This window comes from Pedobacter cryoconitis (genome assembly GCF_014200595.1).
In the GTDB taxonomy this organism is placed as follows: Bacteria; Bacteroidota; Bacteroidia; order Sphingobacteriales; family Sphingobacteriaceae; genus Pedobacter; species Pedobacter cryoconitis_C.
Genome location: NZ_JACHCG010000005.1, coordinates 195,649 through 215,362, shown reverse-complemented (window position 1 = coordinate 215,362; position 19,714 = coordinate 195,649). Strand labels below are relative to the sequence as shown.

General features: G+C 38.8%; 16 protein-coding genes and 1 tRNA gene. 6 read left to right on the top strand and 11 right to left on the bottom strand.

The genetic code is table 11. The features are described 5' to 3' along the window. Positions 1–5: 5 nt before the first annotated feature. The 4 genes from HDE70_RS23445 to HDE70_RS23430 all read left to right on the top strand — a co-directional run bounded on the left by HDE70_RS23445 (position 6) and on the right by HDE70_RS23430 (position 4,534). Positions 6–1,457: a RagB/SusD family nutrient uptake outer membrane protein gene (locus tag HDE70_RS23445; protein WP_183892000.1), complete on the top strand. Its 1,452-nt coding sequence runs from the start codon at positions 6–8 to the stop codon at positions 1,455–1,457. 105 nt (positions 1,458–1,562) lie between these two features. Next, positions 1,563–2,234 (top strand): hypothetical protein, encoded by a 672-nt coding sequence (locus HDE70_RS23440; protein WP_183891999.1) that lies wholly within the window; start codon positions 1,563–1,565, stop codon positions 2,232–2,234. 115 nt (positions 2,235–2,349) lie between these two features. Next, the gene (gene metG / locus HDE70_RS23435) at positions 2,350–4,458 is read left to right on the top strand and encodes a methionine--tRNA ligase (RefSeq protein WP_183891998.1); all 2,109 of its coding nucleotides are present in this window, start codon (positions 2,350–2,352) and stop codon (positions 4,456–4,458) included. A gap of 4 nt (positions 4,459–4,462) precedes the next feature. Beyond that, a tRNA-Arg gene (locus tag HDE70_RS23430) sits at positions 4,463–4,534 on the top strand. 196 nt (positions 4,535–4,730) lie between these two features. Here the strand turns inward: HDE70_RS23430 and HDE70_RS23425 are convergent. Continuing rightward, on the bottom strand, positions 4,731–6,047 hold the full coding sequence (locus HDE70_RS23425; RefSeq protein WP_183891997.1) for a M12 family metallopeptidase: 1,317 nt from the start codon (positions 6,045–6,047) through the stop codon (positions 4,731–4,733). A 15-nt stretch (positions 6,048–6,062) separates the two neighbouring features. Next, positions 6,063–6,989, bottom strand: a complete 927-nt coding sequence (locus HDE70_RS23420; RefSeq protein ID WP_183891996.1) for a hypothetical protein — start codon at positions 6,987–6,989, stop codon at positions 6,063–6,065. Between the two features lie 451 nt (positions 6,990–7,440). On the opposite strand from HDE70_RS23420, the gene HDE70_RS23415 reads away from it, so the two are divergent. Next, complete coding sequence (locus HDE70_RS23415) at positions 7,441–7,785, top strand: hypothetical protein (RefSeq protein ID WP_183891995.1); 345 nt, start codon at positions 7,441–7,443, stop codon at positions 7,783–7,785. A gap of 85 nt (positions 7,786–7,870) precedes the next feature. Here HDE70_RS23415 and HDE70_RS23410 read toward each other — a convergent pair whose 3' ends face one another. The 6 genes from HDE70_RS23410 to HDE70_RS23385 form a co-directional block, all read right to left on the bottom strand. Then, entirely contained in the window at positions 7,871–8,911 is a 1,041-nt protein-coding gene (locus tag HDE70_RS23410) for an NAD(P)-dependent alcohol dehydrogenase (protein WP_183891994.1), read from the bottom strand. An 87-nt stretch (positions 8,912–8,998) separates the two neighbouring features. Then, the gene (locus HDE70_RS23405) at positions 8,999–9,886 is read right to left on the bottom strand and encodes a helix-turn-helix domain-containing protein (protein ID WP_183891993.1); all 888 of its coding nucleotides are present in this window, start codon (positions 9,884–9,886) and stop codon (positions 8,999–9,001) included. Between the two features lie 82 nt (positions 9,887–9,968). Beyond that, on the bottom strand, positions 9,969–11,102 hold the full coding sequence (locus HDE70_RS23400) for a glutathionylspermidine synthase family protein (protein ID WP_183891992.1): 1,134 nt from the start codon (positions 11,100–11,102) through the stop codon (positions 9,969–9,971). Next, a complete protein-coding gene (locus HDE70_RS23395; protein ID WP_221270731.1) occupies positions 11,102–11,431 on the bottom strand; it encodes a hypothetical protein in 330 nt (109 codons plus the stop codon). Before HDE70_RS23395 ends, HDE70_RS23400 begins: the two co-directional genes overlap by 1 nt. A gap of 1 nt (position 11,432) precedes the next feature. Further along, positions 11,433–11,747 (bottom strand): hypothetical protein, encoded by a 315-nt coding sequence (locus HDE70_RS23390; protein ID WP_183869337.1) that lies wholly within the window; start codon positions 11,745–11,747, stop codon positions 11,433–11,435. 107 nt (positions 11,748–11,854) lie between these two features. Then, on the bottom strand, positions 11,855–12,394 hold the full coding sequence (locus tag HDE70_RS23385) for a hypothetical protein (RefSeq protein ID WP_183869338.1): 540 nt from the start codon (positions 12,392–12,394) through the stop codon (positions 11,855–11,857). A 329-nt stretch (positions 12,395–12,723) separates the two neighbouring features. Between HDE70_RS23385 and HDE70_RS23380 the strand changes: the two genes are divergently transcribed. Then, a complete protein-coding gene (locus tag HDE70_RS23380) occupies positions 12,724–14,121 on the top strand; it encodes a S41 family peptidase (RefSeq protein ID WP_183891991.1) in 1,398 nt (465 codons plus the stop codon). A 33-nt stretch (positions 14,122–14,154) separates the two neighbouring features. Here HDE70_RS23380 and HDE70_RS23375 read toward each other — a convergent pair whose 3' ends face one another. From HDE70_RS23375 to HDE70_RS23365, 3 genes are all read right to left on the bottom strand, one after another. Then, positions 14,155–15,000 carry a YitT family protein gene (locus tag HDE70_RS23375; protein WP_183869340.1) on the bottom strand — a complete coding sequence of 282 codons (846 nt, stop codon included), beginning with the start codon at positions 14,998–15,000 and terminating at the stop codon, positions 14,155–14,157. Between the two features lie 106 nt (positions 15,001–15,106). Continuing rightward, on the bottom strand, positions 15,107–16,519 hold the full coding sequence (locus HDE70_RS23370) for an efflux transporter outer membrane subunit (protein WP_183891990.1): 1,413 nt from the start codon (positions 16,517–16,519) through the stop codon (positions 15,107–15,109). A 21-nt stretch (positions 16,520–16,540) separates the two neighbouring features. Then, entirely contained in the window at positions 16,541–19,672 is a 3,132-nt protein-coding gene (locus tag HDE70_RS23365) for an efflux RND transporter permease subunit (RefSeq protein ID WP_183891989.1), read from the bottom strand. Between the last annotated feature and the right edge of the window lie 42 nt (positions 19,673–19,714).

Here is a 19,714-nt window from a genome sequence, read left to right as displayed (position 1 = left end):
AAAAAATGAAAAGATATATAAGAAATTCAATTATACTGGCTGGATTCATCGTGCTGGGTTCGCTGAACTCCTGCAAGAAGAGCTTTCTGGATCAGAAGCCGTATACCAGCTTAAACGTTGCAGACGCAATTACAAATGAAAAGGATATGCTGGCGGCTTTAAATGGTACCTATTCATCGCTTAGGTCAGCTCTTGTTGCTTTTGGTGGTGCATCAGTCGCATCTACTACTACAAATAGTTTTGCGAGGAATATACCGGTAATAGGAGATTTGGCAGCAGATAATGTGTTTGTATCTGCAAGAAATTCAGGTAGATATTTAACTTTTGGTGCATATACCTGGACACAGGCTGCTACAGAATACCGCGATATCTGGGCAAATCTGTACACTACGATTTTAAAGGCAAATAATATTATTAATTCTCCTTTAGCACAAAGTGTAACTACAGATCAGTATAAAGGTGAAGCTTATGCAGTAAGAGCATTGTGCTATTTTGAGCTGGCGCAATTTTATGCAAGGCCTTATACGGATAGTCCTACCAGTCCGGGAGTTCCACTTGTACTCACATTTGATTATACATTGAAACCGAAACGTAATACTGTAGGTGAAGTTTATACGCAGATAATTGCGGATCTGGACAAAGCATACACTATGGCTGTTGCTTATAGAGGTAGTGGTTATCTTTCTAAATATGCAGCACGTGGCCTGGAGGCCAAGGTTGCTTTATTTAAAGGGGATTACCCAACAGCTTTAACTTACGCTGAGGATGTAATTAAAAATAGCGGATTTAATCTTTTAGCGGCAGGTAATGTAGTTAATTACTGGGCGGCAACTGCACCTCAGTCGGCAACAAAAAATGAGACGTTGTTTGAAGTTGTTTCAGATAATGTATTGAACCTGGGTACTGATGAGCTTGCTTACATGTACAGTCAGGATGGATATGGTGATTTGTTATGTGCTCCTGAGCTATATAATTTATATCGTGCAACGGATGTGAGAAAATCTCTGATTAAAGCCGGAGCAAGAAGTAATGCTGAAAATCCTGCTTATATCGTTACGAAATTTAAATCTGTAACTGATGACAGGGATGATAAAAAAGTAATCAGAGTATCTGATGTTTACTTAATTGCAGCAGAAGCAGCAAAAGGAAATAACAATGAGCCTTTAGCTTTAACGTATCTGAATACACTGGTAGCACAACGCGATCCGGGTCTGGTTTATGCGTCGGCTGGATCACAATTATTAGAAGATATCCTGGTTGAGCGCAGAAAAGAACTTGCGTTTGAAGGTGACAGGTTACATACGCTGAATCGTTTAAAAAGAGCTATTACAAGATCAAACGTGTTCCCTACAGCTGCTTTGAACATTCCTTATGCTGATTTTAGAAGGATTGGTCCAATCCCTCAGACAGAAACTAACAATAACCCGAACATTACTCAGAATCCTGGTTATAATTAAGGTTTCTATTTTTTTTCGGTAAATAAAAAACGGGCTGGTTTTCTTCGGGGAAACCGGCCCGTTTTATACAGGCCTTTCTTATCTTTAACTTATAAATCAAAAAATATGAAAAAGATTATCTCTTTATGTTTTGTAATAGTTTCTTTAATTGCTTTCAAATCTATGGGGCAGGGAATGTATATGCAGGATGTCAATGGGCGACCATTGTTGACCAGTGTATATGAAAATGTTTCCGGTTCCCCATATCTTAGCCCTGAATGGATAACTGGTAAAGTTATCATGTCTGATGCCAAAACTTATGAAGGGGTTAGCCTGAAATATGATCAGATTAATGATGATGTAATTTTTAAAGGTAAAGATGGAACAGCATTGGCTGTTGATCATGTAAAGGAATTCAAATTGGCTCCTTATGGAGAAATAGCAGATAGTACTGTATTCAGAAGCGGATTCCCGGCGGTTAAATCTAATTCAGCAAAGAGTTTTTATGAGGTCATGGTTGATGGTAAATCAAAACTTTTGAAAAAGACTATTAAAACGATTAACACATCTAGAGAATATAATTCCGCTACTGTGGATAAAACGGTGGTAGCTACTACTAATTATTATCTGGTTAATCAGGCGGGAAATATTGTCTTTATTTCGAAAGATAAAAAATCAGTACTCAAGGAACTGCCGGGAAAAGAAGCAGAACTTAATGCCTTTATTGCTTCAAATAAATTGAACCTGAAGAATGATGCTGATCTGGTTAAGCTCGTTGTCTATTATAACAGTCTTTAGTCAGCAGGCTGTTTTAAGGCTTTAAAACGAGTTCAATTTCGTCTGTCTTTTTAGGGCTGGTGGTTATCTAATCAGCCGTAAAACTCTTATCTTTGAGCAAATAATAAAAATAGTTTTGGATAACAGTAAAATAAAAAGATATACCGTTACGGCGGCATTACCCTATACGAATGGTCCGGTACACATTGGGCATTTAGCTGGTGTTTATTTGCCTGCTGATACTTATGTGCGCTACCTTCGTTCGAATAAAAAAGACGTTAAATTTATTTGCGGTTCTGATGAAAATGGTGTACCCATTACATTAAAGGCTAAAAAAGAAGGCGTTACCCCACAAGTTGTAGTTGATAAATATCATAAAATCATAGGGGACTCTTTTAAAGAGTTCGGTGTATCATTTGATATCTATCACCGTACTTCTTCTGAGATGCATCATGAAACGGCATCTGATTTCTTTAAAACTCTTTACGATAAAGGTATTTTTACAGAAGAAGTAACAGAGCAGTATTATGACGAGAAAGCACAGACTTTCCTGGCAGACCGCTATATTACCGGAACTTGTCCGAAATGCGGAAACGAAAATGCTTATGGTGATCAGTGTGAGAATTGCGGAAGTACACTGAATGCAACTGACCTGATTAATCCTAAATCAACTTTATCTGGTGAACCTCCGGTTCGCAGAGAAACAAAAAACTGGTTCTTACCGTTAGAGAAATATGAAGACCAGTTAAGGACTTATATTGAAGGCCACAAGGAATGGAAACCAAATGTTGCTGGTCAGTGTCAAAGCTGGTTAAATGCGGGTTTACAGCCAAGGGCAATGACCAGGGATCTGGACTGGGGTGTAAAGGTTCCGGTAAAAGATGCTGAGGGCAAAGTTTTATATGTTTGGTTTGATGCTCCTATTGGTTATATCTCAGCAACAAAAGAATTGTTCCGTTATGCTGGTGCAGAAGGCAAAAATCCAAAGGCTGATGAATATTATCTGAACAAGGATAATATCGTGGAGGGAAATTGGGAAGATTACTGGAAAGATGATGCGACTAAACTGGTACATTTTATCGGAAAGGATAATATTGTATTCCATTGTATTATTTTTCCGGCGATGTTAATGGCGCATGGAGACTATATCCTTGCTGACAATGTTCCTGCAAATGAATTCCTGAATTTAGAAGGACAGAAAATTTCTACTTCTAAAAACTGGGCGGTATGGTTGAATGAATATCTGGTTGAATTTAAGGATAAGCAGGATGTATTGCGTTATGTTCTGACGGCAACTGCACCTGAAACCAAGGATAATGATTTTACATGGAAAGATTTCCAGGCAAGAAATAACAATGAATTAGTTGCTGTATTAGGTAACTTCATTAACAGGGTGGTTGTATTGACTCATAAGTATTTTGAGGGCAAGGTACCTGCGCTAATGACGTTAAATGAGCAAGATCAGCAGGTGATTGATGAACTGGCATCTTATCCTTCGAAAATCAGTGCTTCTATTGAAAGTTACAGGTTCAGAGAAGCTTTGACTGAGGTGATGAACGTAGCACGTTTAGGGAATAAATATCTGGCTGAAACTGAGCCATGGAAGGTTATTAAAACTGATGAGGACAGGGTAAGAACTATTTTAAATATCAGTTTACAGATTGTTGCGACGCTGGAGATTTTAATAGAGCCATTTTTACCATTTACGGCAGATAAATTAAGAGGAATGCTGAACCATGAGGCACATTTATGGGGAGATGCGGGTAAAATAGATTTATTGCAGCCGGATCATCAGCTCAATGAAACAGCTTTATTATTTGAGAAGATTGAGGATACTGATGTTCAGGCTCAGATTGATAAGTTAAACCAGAGTAAAGTTGATAATATAGCTGCAAATGTTGTGGTAGCTCCTGCTAAGGAAAATATAGATTTCGAACAGTTTAGTGCGATGGATATCCGTGTGGCAACTATCATTGCTGCTGAAAAGGTGGAGAAGACTAAGAAATTGTTAAAACTTACTTTAGATACTGGCCTGGATGAACGTACAGTTGTTTCAGGTATTGCAGAGTATTTTACTCCGGAAGAGGTAGTTGGTCAGCAGGTTAGCTTATTGATCAATCTTGCTCCGAGAGAGATTAAGGGTATTTTATCTCAGGGAATGATTTTAATGTCTGAAAATTCAGATGGAAAACTTACTTTTGTGTCGCCTTTACAAAACCATGCGAGTGGAAGCGTAATCAGGTAGTACAGGTCCCGTAGTTCAACGGATAGAATAGAAGTTTCCTAAACTTTAGATATGAGTTCGATTCTCGTCGGGACCACGAATTGAGCCAGCAGTTGTATACAACTGCTGGCTTTTTTGTTTAAAAAGATTCTCTTGTCTACTGACAGCAACCATATTAATTATATAATCTAATTGATAATAAGAACTGAAAATAAGTGACACATTGTTTTCTTTGAAAAAAAGACTAACGGATTAGGTTAGTCTTTGAAATTAGAAGTTATAGTCTGAATCTGTTATAAGACCTCTCCATCACCAGGATCAGGAGTTGACCCGCCACCACCCGGTGGTACCCAAAGTGTTCTATCTATAGTAATAGTTCCGCAACTGTTACTGAAAGTTAATCTTAATCCAAAAGCGTTGCTGACAGTACTGGAATTATTGGCACCTGGCCTGACAACAACATTTGGGGTTCCTTGTCCTGATACAACTATTCCACCAGTCGCCTCCCAGATATAAGTTGCATTTGAGGCAGAAATCTCAGCAGATATACCTGTATTTATACCACCCGCTATTGTGTTTCCTCCATTATTCGTTATGTTATTATATGTACCAATGGTAACCTCTTTATAAGTATTGGTAGAATTTAATTTTACCTTACCATTAGCATTTCCAATCCTGTTAACTTTCCATTGATTATTTCCCAGGCTCGTTAATGTGGCAATTCCACTGGCATTCTCAATGGTTACAGCCCCTGTACTACTAGTGAACGTTCCCTCTGTGCATATTTGATCCGGCCCTGAGAGTTTTCCGCCGTATAAAGTAGCAAGGCCTTGTATATCTCCTGCTGAAAGATGGTCTCGCTGATATGCCCAATATGTCCCATCGGTTTTTTGCATATAAGCATTAGAGCCATATAGCATAATTGAGTCAAAATCGAAAGGTCCTAAGCCTTGGGAAGAAGGAAAGATATTATATTGATATTTTAAATTATCGGGGATCAGGTCCATATGCACAGTTATGTAGTTATTTCTATCAGGCCTGCATTGTTCATGAAATACACCAAGAGAATGCATAATTTCATGGGCTATAGTTCCCGTAGGCTGGCTCGCAGAAAGGTATATTTCTTTTTTTCCACTTTCCATTCCAATAGCATTACTAGATGATGAAGATTCATTTGTGTCATAAATAGTAACATAGTTATCCTGATTTGTTCTTGGAATAAATTGAATATTTGTCACTGACGAGATCCATGACATCGCGGTAAAAATATCGGAAGACCTGTTGGATTGAATTTTATAATACCAGATGCCTCCTGTCCATTTTTTTGTAAAATCAGTAAGAATTGTACTACGTTCAATAGTACCTAAACTGGTATTAGCCATTCTTTTAAGTATATTAAATTGTCTTTCACTAAGAATTTCATCGTCTGAAAAATAGTATTTTCCTTCAGCCTCTTTTATTATGGTTTCATTTCCATTGATCATTAGTTTGTGAAAAGTAACTTTCTCATTTGACGTCTTTTCTGAAGGGACATTGCTAAGGTCCCTTTTACAGGAATTTAAAGTCAAAACGGTAATTAATAGCAGCGATAATTTTAAAAGTTTGTTCATACTTTGGTTTTTATGTTAAAAAATTGAATGATTTAGTGTAATGAAAATTGTGTTTTCAGTGTATTTGATTTCATTAAGTCGTGTGTTCAGTTCATCACCACCAGAAGTAAATAATACATCCTTTCCGTTTTTTAAATTCTGTTTCATAAAAGAATACCCGACACCCAGGCCTAACCAATTTGTTAAAATGATATTGGTACCAATTGATGATGATAGGTTTATCCCTTTCCCCTTGTGCTCATAACTTATTGGCTGGGCGAAATCTTTTCTAAGATTCCAATTCCCATAGGCATAATAAAAAGTTCTATATGCACCTAGTTCCAGAGAAAGATTGATACGCCGGTTAATTGAGTAACTTGAAATTACTACTCCGCCTAAGTTGGGATACTGGTATTTATAATATGAATTTAAACCAGGTTGATAATCCGGATCATCTTCAGTCAGATGTTTTTCATTTAATAGAAACAGCTTGTTTGAAACATGTTTATATGCTACTAATAAATCAATCGCATAGGTATTTTTCTTAATCAGATTATAGCCCAGCATAATGTTAATCAGATGGCCGTTACCTTTGTGATTGCTAAGGTAATGCTGCGAAAAGATAGACTTCCTGTTATCTTCAGCATAATCTATATCAGAAACATTCCCGCTAATAGTTTTTGAAAAAAGAAAAGTGGATTTGAATATAATTCGTTTATAGCTAACGTCTAGATTTCCGCCGATTTCTTTTGTGACAGTTCTATTCCATTTGAGTTCAGATAAAATGTTGGGGCCTGTCCCTTCTTCACTTCCGGCAATATTATAACTGAAATTTTGCCTTGATAATCCAATATAAGGGGCAATTTTTACTTTTAAATTTTTAGTAGTATCAGCATATAAGTTAAATGAAAGCGCTTTATTACTGATGTGCAAAAAAAGCAGAAGAGCTAATAACCGGAGCATACATGTTGTTTATCATTAATGCTAAAGAATATGCTGTCTTTGTAAGAAATTATTTCAGGATTATGAGTGATGTTTTTATCGTTAATTTTATTGCATAAAATAACTGAAATGATGTTTTTTGGTATTGGTGAGGAGCTTTTTTTCATAGAGATTAAAATAAGGATAAATTTTTGATATATTGTTGTTTATTCCGTTAATATTATTTTTATATAAAAATATTTCTGAACGTTAAAACCGTTAGTTAGCTATCGGCTCAGACAGGAATTAAAGAACACATAAAAAAGCCAGCAAATTTTGCTGGCTTAAGCGTTATATAACTAAAAAAGGAGCGTTAATAAACCTGGTTATAAGGAGATGTCATATTCTGTTAATTATGCTATTTTTATCTATTTAGAAAATATAAATAATTAATAGGTATATTCATATAGTTTATAACCTAAAACATAAATAAATGAAAAAATTCTTAACTGGGGCATTGTTCGTGTCAATGTTTCTAAGCTTCTCCACGTTGCCTTCTTTTGCTAAAACAATTAACCCTGTTCATGATAACAAAAGGACAAATTCTTATCTGGGTAAAATTATCCAGGGCAAATATACAATCTCCATATTTGGAGATCTTTCAACCCACCGGGTGTCAAGTGCAAATGTTTATGAGACTTTAACCGGGAATGATGTTCCTGTTGATTATATCCAAAATGGAGGTGTTTACGAAAGCAACGGGGTCATTAGTGTTAATATTAAGATTAACACAGTAAGTGGACTGCTTATTCGTGTAATCGGTGACCTTACTCAATAAATTTTATTGTACTCTTTAGAACCACAACCAAAAAAGCCACTATTAAAGTGGCTTTTTTGGTTAATTACAGGATAATTGATAATGCTTATAAAGTCGCCATATCAATAACGAATCTATAACGTACATCGCCTTTTAACATTCTTTCGTAAGATGCGGTAATATCTTTGATGTCAATCACCTCAACATCAGAAACAATATCATGTTCTGCACAGAAATCAAGCATTTCCTGAGTTTCAGCTATACCGCCAATACCCGATCCTGCAACACTTTTACGTCCGCCTAATAAAGAGAATGGCTGAATCGCATAAGCTTCAGATGGAACACCTACACAAATATGTGTACCATTTGTACGCAGTAAGGAAATATACATATCCATATCATGTACAGCAGATACAGTATCCAGAATGAAATCAAATGAGCCCTTTACTGTCTCAAGCTGAGCTGGATCTGAGGTAACCACAAAGTGATGCGCCCCTAATGCTTTTGCGGCTTCCTCTTTTGCAGGAGAAGTACTTAATACGGTTACTTCAGCACCAAAAGCTACACCGAACTTAACGCCCATGTGGCCTAGTCCGCCTAGTCCTAAAACAGCAAGTTTATGGCCTTTACCAACTTTCCAGTGGCGTAAAGGTGAGTAAGTAGTAATACCTGCACAAAGCAATGGTGCTGTTGCGGCCAGAGATAACTTTTCAGAGATGTGCAGAACAAATTCTTCACGAACAACAATTGTATTGGAGTAACCTCCATAAGTTGGTACGCCTGATCTGTCATTGTTATTATAGGTCTGCGTACTTCCTTCCAGGCAGTATTGTTCCAGACCGTCCTTGCAATTTTCGCAAACCTGGCAAGAATCGACCATACACCCAACGCCGGCAAGTTCTCCAGCACTGAATTTTTTTACATGTTCACCAACTTTAACGATCTTTCCTACGATTTCATGTCCCGGTACCATTGGGAATATACCCGGAAACCAATCGTTCTTAATCTGGTGAAGGTCGGAGTGGCACACGCCACAGTATGATATTTCAATTTGAACGTCATGCGGCCCTACTTCCCTGTGTTCAAAATTCCAGGGAGCTAAGTCTGTTTGAGCATCTTGTGCTGCATATCCTTTGGCTTGTATCATGGTTAAGATCTTATGTTTTATATTATTCAAATGTATAACCTGTACTCCGGATCATTACTACAAAATTCAAAGCATTAATTGTAATTTTCAAAGAGTTTTGCGAAATGCCATTGGTGTAAGTCCGGTGTGCTTTTTAAAAAAATTGTTAAAATAAGAAGCGTAATCAAAGCCCAGGCTCCGGGCTATTTCTGCTACATTCCAGTCGGTATGGATGAGCAGAGATTTTGCCTCAGCTAATATTCTGTTATTAATGTGAGTTGTAGTTGACCATCCTGTTACCTCGCTTACCGCAGCATTTAAATGGTTGACATGTACAGCCAGCTGATCTGCATAATCACTTGCTTTTTTGAGCAGGAGGGTGTACTGCTGCGAATCTACTGGAAACTGTCTCTCCAAAAGATCCAGGAATAGTTTGGCAATGCGTGATGAAGCCTTTTGAGGTGTAAAATAAGCGTCGGCTGGTTGCATCTTTATAGCCTCATGAATAATCAGGTTCAGATAATTGCGAATAAGCTCATTCTTGTGTGTATAATTGCCTTCCTGCTCTGTTTTCATCCTGGCAAAGAGACTGTTAAGGTAATCTGCTTGCTGATCAGTCAAAAAATAAACGGGTTTACCCCCAGGTTTAAATAAACTGGAATCTTTCAAACTCTGTATACGCCCGTTTTCCTGAAGGAATTCTTTAGTGAAAACACAGAAATGGCTTACCGTAGCTTCATGGTTACCTTCCCAGGAGTAAGGAATCATAGGATTAGTAAATACCAGGGCTGGCTGGTTGATCCCGATAGCCTTGTTCGCATAGTACAGCATGCTATTACCTGAAAGTGTCAGCGTGATTTTATAAAAATCACGGCGATTATAAGATGTCAGACTACAGTTAGCTGTGCAAGTATTTGCGACTCTGAATTGAGTACGCTCAGTTTGTATATTGTCCAAATATTGGTCGGTAATTCCGATTTCCTCTATTAAGCTCATATACAAAGTTAAATATTTCAAAGAGAAAAGCCCTGGATCATTTCGTCAATGCGGGCTTTTCGTAATCATATAGCAGTTAAGTTTAATTATTAATCAGGTGTGGAATAAAACAAGAAGTGTTTCCGGTAATTAAACTATCATCCTCCCGGATTCCCATGCCCGAAGGCTGCTGGCCAATAACCCATGACCCGATGATTGGGATCTTGCTGCCGAACCTTGGGATGTTAAATGTCTGCTGACAGATAAAACCCTCCTTGCCATAAATACCTCTGGTTTCCGCTAAGATCTGCCCATCCTTAATGATACTGATATTTGCACCTTCTCTGGAATAGATCGGTTTCTTTACATAATCTTTCAGCCTGTTTTCTTCCTCAAAATAGCATTCCAGCACATAAGGACAGTTCGGATATAACTTCCACAAAACAGGTAATATAGCCTTATTAGAAAGGATCATTTTCCAGGCCGGCTCAATCCAGTATACTTCCGGATTTAAGAGCAGCTGATCAAAGAATGGTTCATTAACCATCCATTCCCACGGATAAAGCTTGAAAATGTTTTTAATCTCCTGATCCTCTAAATCTACAAACTCACATTCTTCCTGATTCCAGCCAATATCATCAATAAAGACAAGTTTAGTTGGTATTCCAGCCTGAATAGCACAATCTCTCATATATTCTGCTGTAGTTAAGTCTTCCAGTGAATGCTTGACGCAGGTAAAATGTAAAATCCCTTCATGCAGATACGGCTTTAAATATTTCCAGTAATCAATCAGGCGTTCATGTACCGAATTGAATTGATCTTTATGGGATGCGAAATCCTGTAGCCAGAACCATTGTATAATACCTGCTTCAAATAAAGAAGTTGGTGTATCTGCATTAAATTCAAATAATTTTAAAGCTGTACCGTCAAAACCGAAATCAAAACGACCGTAAATAGCAGGAACATCGTCATTCCAGCTCTTTTCTATAACTGCTATTGCCCGATCAGGAATCGCAAATTTATGATATAACTTATGATCTATAACATATTGCACAGCTTCAAGGCACATGCCCCAGAGTTCGGCTGTAGCAGTTTCAATTTGAGTTACTTCTGAAAGTGAAAACTCATAATAGGCATTTTCATCCCAATAAGGAACATCCGCGGTATGAAAACCAAAGCCTAGTTTTTCTACTGCGGCTTGCCAGTTATTTCTGGGGGTGATAGTATGTCGTTGCATTACGAGGAGACCGAAAATGAATGTGAACCGCCAAATCCACCTCTTATCGCCGCACCTTTCATGGCCGATCTGCCAATATTAGAGCGCTCAGAAAGTGAAGAGGAATAATAACCGGAATGATGATACCTGCCTCCGTAAAACATGCCATAAGGCCTGAATGCATAATACCACAAAAATGGAGAGAGATGCATACCCTGGGTATGTGTATAATTAGCAGTCGTATCAGACCGCATATACACTTCATTAGAGTCCCAGTCTGGTTTAGGTTTACTACAGGAAGCTAAAGCTGCGGTAATCAGTACCAGGTTTACAACTTTTGATTTCTTCATATTAATTTACTGTAATAAAGAGCTGGTAGTTTTTTTTGATTTTTAAAGTGGTATCCTGGCCAGCGCTATTTTCTCCCTGTTCAGTGGAGAATCCAAGGGCGGGGATCGTATCTAATCTCGTAACTTCTTTAACGTTCTTATGCTTAACCCAGAATATATTTTCAGTCTTCATGACATCAAGTGAATCATTCAGGTGCGAAATGTGAACTTTAGTTTCTACTGAACCGTTTTTATCTATTTCTTTAACTTTGTCGTCATTTTCCTGTTTACATGCCATAAGAGATAAAGCAAAGATGCCGATTACTAATTTTTTCATGGATTGAATTTGAGCTATATATTGCCGGAAGATAAGAAATCTACAGCATAAAGGGGAGTTTCTCTAATGAGAAAACTCCCCTTTTATTTTAACAAAGCCCTTTAGAGCTAGCAATCAAGGCATCTCCATTCTACAATGCCTGATCCCGATCCGAAACGTTGTACTGTATATTTCTCCAGATCTATCAGGAAGCCAATCCCATTTTCATTGGCATTAATGGTACAGCATCCATCACAATCAGAATCAGAACAGTTGTCGTAAACTTTGGCGTCTATTTGTTTGCTTCCCTGTCTTATTCTAAATGTTTTTAACTTATACTTCCCTGCGTCTTTTGAATGAATAGAGACAATGTTGTTTGCTTTTACCCAGCTTAAAGTTTGTTTATCATTAAGAAATGCAAACTGGCCTGCCCAGGTACAGCCGTTAAACTCAACACATTCCGGGCTTCCTGGAAGTGGGTAGGATTCATAATTGGTCAGGTTAGCTTTACGCCACACCTCAGCATCGACTTTTGTTGTTGAAACATCCTGTGAACCAGGATTTTGAACTTCAACTTCTTTTTTACAGGAAGCAAGAATCATCGTGCCTGCTAAAACGATCAGTGCTGTCTTAGACTTTAACAGATTGAAAATGGTTAGATTTTTCATAGGTTTGGTTAGGTTGTTGTGTATCAGTTATTTGATACTTAGAATAAATTTAACAATATTAAATAGTAAAATAATTATATTTAATATTTATATTATTTAATAATAAATGCAGTTATTATTTTGCGTATTTGATATATTATCCGGTTGATTTCTTTATAAATTTATTAATATGATAATATTGAAATATATTATTCTGATTCAATTGAATCTGACTCCGGGCGAAGATTTAAATAGCATTGGAAATCCTGTAAAAAATATGCTGTATTTCTTTATTGCTGTGCTGATCCTACAGATATAATTATATTTGATCAATCACCAGTTTAGCCCATATGAAAGTAACCCTTATTTCTCTCCTTCTCTTGTTTCTGTTTCAGACCCGCAGCTTCTCTCAGAGCTGTAATTGTGCAGAAGAATTTCAATATGTTAAACATAAGATTGAAAAGAACTATGCCGGGTTCAGAGATAAAGTAAATCCTAAAACCAAAATAGCGTATCAAAAATATTCAGCCCAGGTATTAGAAAGATCCCAAAAGATCACCTCATCAGCTTACTGCGTCAATTTGATTAACGAATGGATCGGTTTTTTTAAAGATGGGCATATTGAAGTTGGACGTAACAGGCTTTCTAAAGAGAAATATGATGCAGATCAGGACAGGTTAGTCGCAGGTCTTGAAAAACACGAAATCAGTACTCAGGATATAGACAGCTTAAAGAAATCGGTATCAGCAGCAGGTATTTACTGGAGCAAAGACTCTGTTTATAAAGTCGCACTGATCAAAAGTGAAAATGGCTTTCGTGATTATGCAGGTGTAATTCTCGAATCTAAAAATAAAGCATGGAAACCAGGTTTTGTAATGATGGAATTGAAAGCCCAGAAGGCCAGCTTAAAAGGAATCATCTATGACAGATATTATACACCGGAATCTGTCTCATTAAAGCTGAGTCAAAATACATTTGGCGATTGGCAGAGAGAAGGTACAGCAGGCGTGAAAACAGAAAAAATACTGACAAACGACATTTCTTGTAAATCACTTTCAGACCAGACATTTTATATCCAGATTGGTACCTTTAATCAGAGAAATGCTAAAAGTATTGACTCTGTAATTCAGGCAAATCAGGCAATTCTGGAAAAAACACCTAACCTGATTCTTGATTTGAGGAATAATGGCGGTGGGGCCGATTTTTCCTACAGACCTTTACTCCCTTATTTGTATACGAATAAAATTAAGACTATCGGACCGGATATCCTGGCCTCAGAAGATAATGAGGAAGGATGGAGAGGACTGCTAAAAATGAATGATATTCCCGAAGACCAGAAAGTATTTATCCGTGAAAAAATAAAGGATATGGAGCTTCACCGCGACCAGTTCATCAGCCTGGGGGCAGATAATGATCTGGTACTAGATAGTATCAAAGCTTTTCCCAAAAAGATTGTGGTCTTGATTAACAAGGGATGCGGATCGACTACGGAGCAATTTCTTTTAACTGCAAAACAGAGTAAAAAGATCATTGTGATGGGAGAAAACTCTGCCGGGGTACTGGATTACGCGAATGTCAGGGATATTTCTTTTAGCTGTATGCCTTATGCGCTGCATTATGCCACAAGCCGCAGCAGAAGGGTAGATATGGGAATGGGTATAGATAATGTCGGGATCAAGCCGGACTATATATTGACACCAGCTCAAAATTGGGTAACAGCAGCACAACAACTTTTGGAAAAGAAATAAAATAAAAATAGCCTGCAAACTTGCAGGCTATTTTTAAATGGTAAATCCTTTACCGAAAACGTCATGGACATCATGGATCACTACAAAAGCATCAGGATCTGTTTCGTGTACCATCGTTTTTAATTCTATAAGTTCGGGTTTGCTGATCACCACATAAATAACCTCTTTACGGTCTTTCGTGTAAGCGCCATGGCCATGTAATACCGTTGCCCCTCTAACCAGGCCCATCGTTATTTTCTCAGCAATCATCACCGATTGTGCAGAGATAATGGTCACTGCTTTTTTAGTGTTAAATCCTTCAACAATAAAATCCACGACTCTTGCGCCAATATAAACTGCAACCAGCGTATACATCGTTTTTTCAGGGCCAATAATGAAAGTAGAGAGCCCGATTACGACAATATCAACAATTAACATTGCTGTACCCAGCTTCCATCCCCATAGCTTTTGAAACAGCCTGGCAATAATGGCTGAGCCACCAGTTGTTCCTCCCGAAAGAAAGACCAGGCCTATACCTCCACCTACAAATAAACCTGCAAATATTGCCGCAAGCAGCGGATCGGAAGTTAAAGGAGGATGTGTATTCTCTGTAAGAAACAAAAATAGTGAAGAGAAAAATATACCAAACAACGTATAAACGATCGTACGTTTGTCGAGTAACTTATAGCCTATTGCCATCAGTATAGCATTCAGAATCAGGTTCAGGATACCAGGTGACCAATGAAAATAGTAAAAGGCAACAATAGTAAGACCGATCACTCCGCCCTCAGACAGTTTATTGGGAATAGCAAAGTAGTTGATACCCGAAGCGAAAATAAGGGTTCCTAAAATTATCAGTGCGATATTCTTTGCATGTTCTTTTGTTGCCGGCGTTGCCATGTTGTTGTTTTAGATAATGAGAGTAAATAGGATCGGGAGATCGTTAAATAGGATTTCAGCGATATTTATTCTGCAAATATCTAAAACAATTCTGGCTTTTACACTACTAATTCCATCCTCCGCCAAGTGAACGGTAAAGATCTACCATTGCGCCCAGCTGCTGACGCTCTATATCCATGAGGTTCAATTCACTCTGCAATACGTTACTTTGTGCAGTAATGATCTCCAGATAATTTGCCATTCCATTTTTGAACAGCATATCTGCATTTTTAATCGCCTGCTTTAAAGTTTGTACCCTTGATTCTTCCAGTTCACGTTGTTTTTTTAGTTTTTCCAGTTTGACAAGCGCATCAGTAACCTCAGTTACCGCGTTAACTACAGATCTCTTAAACTCGATAACAGACTTATCTTTCTCTACTTTGGCAATTTCAAACTGCGTTTTTAACTGCCGGCGCTGAAAAATTGGCTGTGTTAATCCTCCAGCTACCGTACCAAATAATGAACCAGGGATATTAAACCAATTACTTGCTTTAAAAGCATTAATACCGCCGCTTGCTGTGATATTTAAAGAAGGGTACATATTTGCCTGGGTTGCTCCAACCTTTGCATTGGCGGCCATGACAGCTAATTCCGCAGCTTTAACATCAGGCCGGATTGCCAGTATATCTGCGGGAATACCTGTAGTCAGGTGCTCAGGTACAGCAAAGGCTGTCAGGCTCACTTTCCTTTCAATTTTTGAAGGTAGAGCACCTGCCAGAGTCCTTAATGCATTTTCCTGAATGGCAATCGTCTGTTCTAGTTGTGGAACAAGCAATGCAGCAGAAAGGCGTTGTGCCTCAGCCTGCTGAACAGCAAGACTATTGACCTGTCCCGCCTCCTTCTGTAAACGGATAACCATTAATGTGCTATCGTTCAGTATCATATTATGGTGTGCTATTTCCAGTTGCGCATCCAGCATCAGCAGGTTAAAAAAGCCCTGTGCTACATTCGCTACCACCTGGGTTTGAACTGCCCTTGCGGCAGCTTCAGTTTGCAGGTAAGTATCGCGCGCAGCTTCTTTTTGCCTTCCGATTTTCCCCCAGATGTCCGCTTCCCACGACAAGCCTAAACTCACATTGTAATCTTCTATATGTTTTGATCCGGCAAACATGGCGGCACTCATTCCATTGATACTATTATCTGAAGATCTGTTAGTCGCTGCATTGACTTGCAGATTAAGATCGGGAAACAGGCTCGCATTTGCCTGTTTCAAGCTTAACCGGGCACTTTCTATATTCTTAATAGCAAAAGCCAGATCAAAATTACGCAGTACCGCGCTATCTATTAATTGCCTTAAAGCTGGCTCTGTGAAGAAATCTTTATAAGCAATATTTGCTATACTTTTACCGGAAGCTGCCGCTGCGCTGGTATTGAATTGTCCGGGCAGGGCAGTTTGCGGCCTCACATAGTTTTTTCCGGTTTTGCAAGCCGATAATGCCAGTGGTACAGCTAAAAGGTATATATATTTATTCAGTTTCATGTTCGGATTTCTAAAGGTCTGTTAACTTTCTATCGCGGTAGGCTTACCACTTATTTTTTCGTGTAAATACTGAAAGGCGACGTAAAGTACCGGGATAATAAACACACCCAGAATTACACCCAGTACCATTCCGCCTGCCGCACCTGTTCCAATAGAACGGTTACCCAATGCTGATGGCCCAACAGCGCGCATCAATGGGATTAACCCGACGATAAATGCAAGAGAGGTCATAATAATCGGACGCAGCCTGAGTTTAGATGCTTCAAGAGCTGAATCTAACAAGGTCATTCCTGCCTTACGTCTTTGTACAGCATATTCAATAATCAGGATCGCATTTTTAGCCAGTAAACCGATCAGCATGACCATAGCTACCTGAACATAAATATTATTCTCCAGGCCAGCCATATTAACAGCTAACAATACGCCCAGAATACCTACGGGAACCGAAAGAATAACTGCGAGCGGTAAAATATAACTTTCATATTGCGCTGCCAGCAGGAAGTAAACGAAAAGTAAACACAAGCCAAATACGGTTGCTGCCTGTCCGCCAGATGTTTTTTCTTCCAATGACATTCCAGTCCATTCATAACTATAACCTTCTGGTAGGTATTTAGCTGCAACTTCCTCTGTGGCTTTAATCGCATCACCTGTACTGAATCCGGCTTTAGCCATTGCATTAATACTAATCGCATTGAAAAGATTGTAACGGGCTACCGTTTCAGGGCCATAAACCCTTTTCAATTTAATTAAGGTATTGACAGGAGCCATCTGGCCACTGTTGTTTTTTACAAATATTCCATTCATAGACTCCGGTGTAGCTCTTGAAGCTACATTTGCCTGGACAACTACTCTGTAATACTTGCCGAAACGGTTGAAGTCTGAGGTTTGTATACTTCCGTAATAAGCTTGCATTACACCCATCAGCTCTTTTATACTGACACCGAGTTGCTTGGCTTTTACAGCGTCAACTTCCATTTCCAGCTGCGGATAATCAGTTCTGAAAGTGGTAAATGCAGCCTCTATTTCTTTACGCTTCATCAATTCCTGGGTAAATCCCTGTGCAATTTCACTGAATTTATCCAGTCTGGCTCCCGTACGGTCCTGTAAAACAAATTCCAATCCGCTCACATTCCCAAAACCAGGGACAGTTGGCATGGTAAACACAAATATGCTGCCTTCCAGAATCGTAGATAGTTTTTGATTCATCACACCAATGATCTCATTAATGTTTTTAACCTCTCCTCTTTTATCCAGATCTTTTAATTTAATAAAGCCTACACCAAATGATGGACTGGTGGCTGAACTTAACATATCATAGCCAGAAATGCTGGTAACCCCTTCAGCGGCAGGTATGGTTTTAATTATGCTGTCAGCTTTCTTCAATGCCTTTCCGGTTCTGTCCAGAGAAGATCCGGCTGGCATCGATAAAGAAAATACGATGAAACTACCATCCTCATCCGGAATAAAACCTTTAGGCGTGGTACGCAGCATCCAGAAAGTTAAAAGCATTAGTAAAGCCAATGCACCAAAACTTGCCCATTTAAAGCGGATCAGCACTTTGATACTTTTAATGTACCGATCAGTCATTGCTGAAAAACCAGTATTGAATGCAGTAAAGAACCGGTCGCTGAACTTTGTCTTTTGAGCTGGTGCGGTATGGTTGTTTTTCAGAAATAACGCACATAATGCGGGGCTCAGTGTTAACGCATTCACTGCTGAAATCACAATAGCGATGGCCAGCGTAAACGCAAACTGTCTGTAGAATACACCCGTCGGGCCCTCCATGAAACCTACTGGTAAAAATACAGCTGCCATAACCAGTGTAATCGAAATAACCGCTCCGGTTATATCATGCATCGCCGATATAGTGGCTGGTTTTGCGGCAAGATGCTCATGTTCCATTTTTGCATGGACAGCCTCCACCACAACGATGGCATCATCCACTACAATTCCAATGGCAAGTACCAGGGCGAACAACGTTAACAAGTTGATCGAGAACCCGAATAACTGCATAAAAAAGAAGGTTCCAATAATTGCTACCGGCACGGCAACAGCAGGGATCAACGTCGATCTAAAGTCTTGAAGGAAGATAAATACCACGATAAAAACCAATATAAATGCTTCTATCAAGGTGTGTATTACTTGTGAAATCGATTGATCAAGCTGAACTTTTGTACTCAAAGGGGTTTCATATTTTAAGCCTTTGGGAAAAGTTTTTGACAGTTTCAGCATCGCTTCATTGATATCTTCCTGTACCTTGTTCGCGTTAGAACCTGCGGTTTGGTAAATAGCCATACCTGCACCGAACTTCCCATTCACCCAGGTGTCACCACTGTAGGTATAAGAACCGAATTCAACTTTTGCCACATCTTTTACACGCAATACAGACCCATCCGCATTTGCACGGATAATCATCTCTTCAAAGCCTAAAGGCTGATTAGATTTACCTTTATATTTAAGTACATATTCAAATGCTTCTTTACTGCCTTCACCGAATTTACCCGGGGCTGCTTCCACATTCTGATCCTGAATAGCTGCCATCACTTCTTGCGGAGTTAGCCCATAAGAAGCCATCTGTTCCGGGTTTAACCAGATGCGCATCGCATAATCTTTGTTTCCGAATACAGTAACGTTACCAACTCCTGTAACTCTTTTAAGTACAGGGATCACATTGATCTTCGCATAGTTTTCCACAAATGCAGCATCATATTTCTTACTGTCATCATAAATAGACATGAACATAATCATACTATTTTGCTGCTTTTGTGTAGTTACACCAATCTGAACTACTTCGGTTGGTAACTGACTAATGGCTTGCGATACCCTGTTTTGTACGTTTACTGCCGCCTGATCGGGGTCTGTGCCAAGTTTAAAGTAAACCTGAAGGCTTAGTGAGCCATCATTACTTGAAGTTGACTTAATGTAGGTCATATTCTCTACACCATTAATCGCATCTTCTAACGACGGAGCAACCGTACGCGCCACGGTTTCTGCATTTGCACCAGGATATACCGCTGTTACGAATACACTAGGCGGCGCAATTTCAGGAAATTGAGTGACCGGGAGTTTTGTAATACTTAAGAACCCAAGTATTAACAGTAAAATGGAGATCACCGTAGCCAGTACGGGTCTTTCTATGAATTTCTTAAACATGATTCATTGTGTGATGATGCCAGACAGATCAACTGCCTGGCT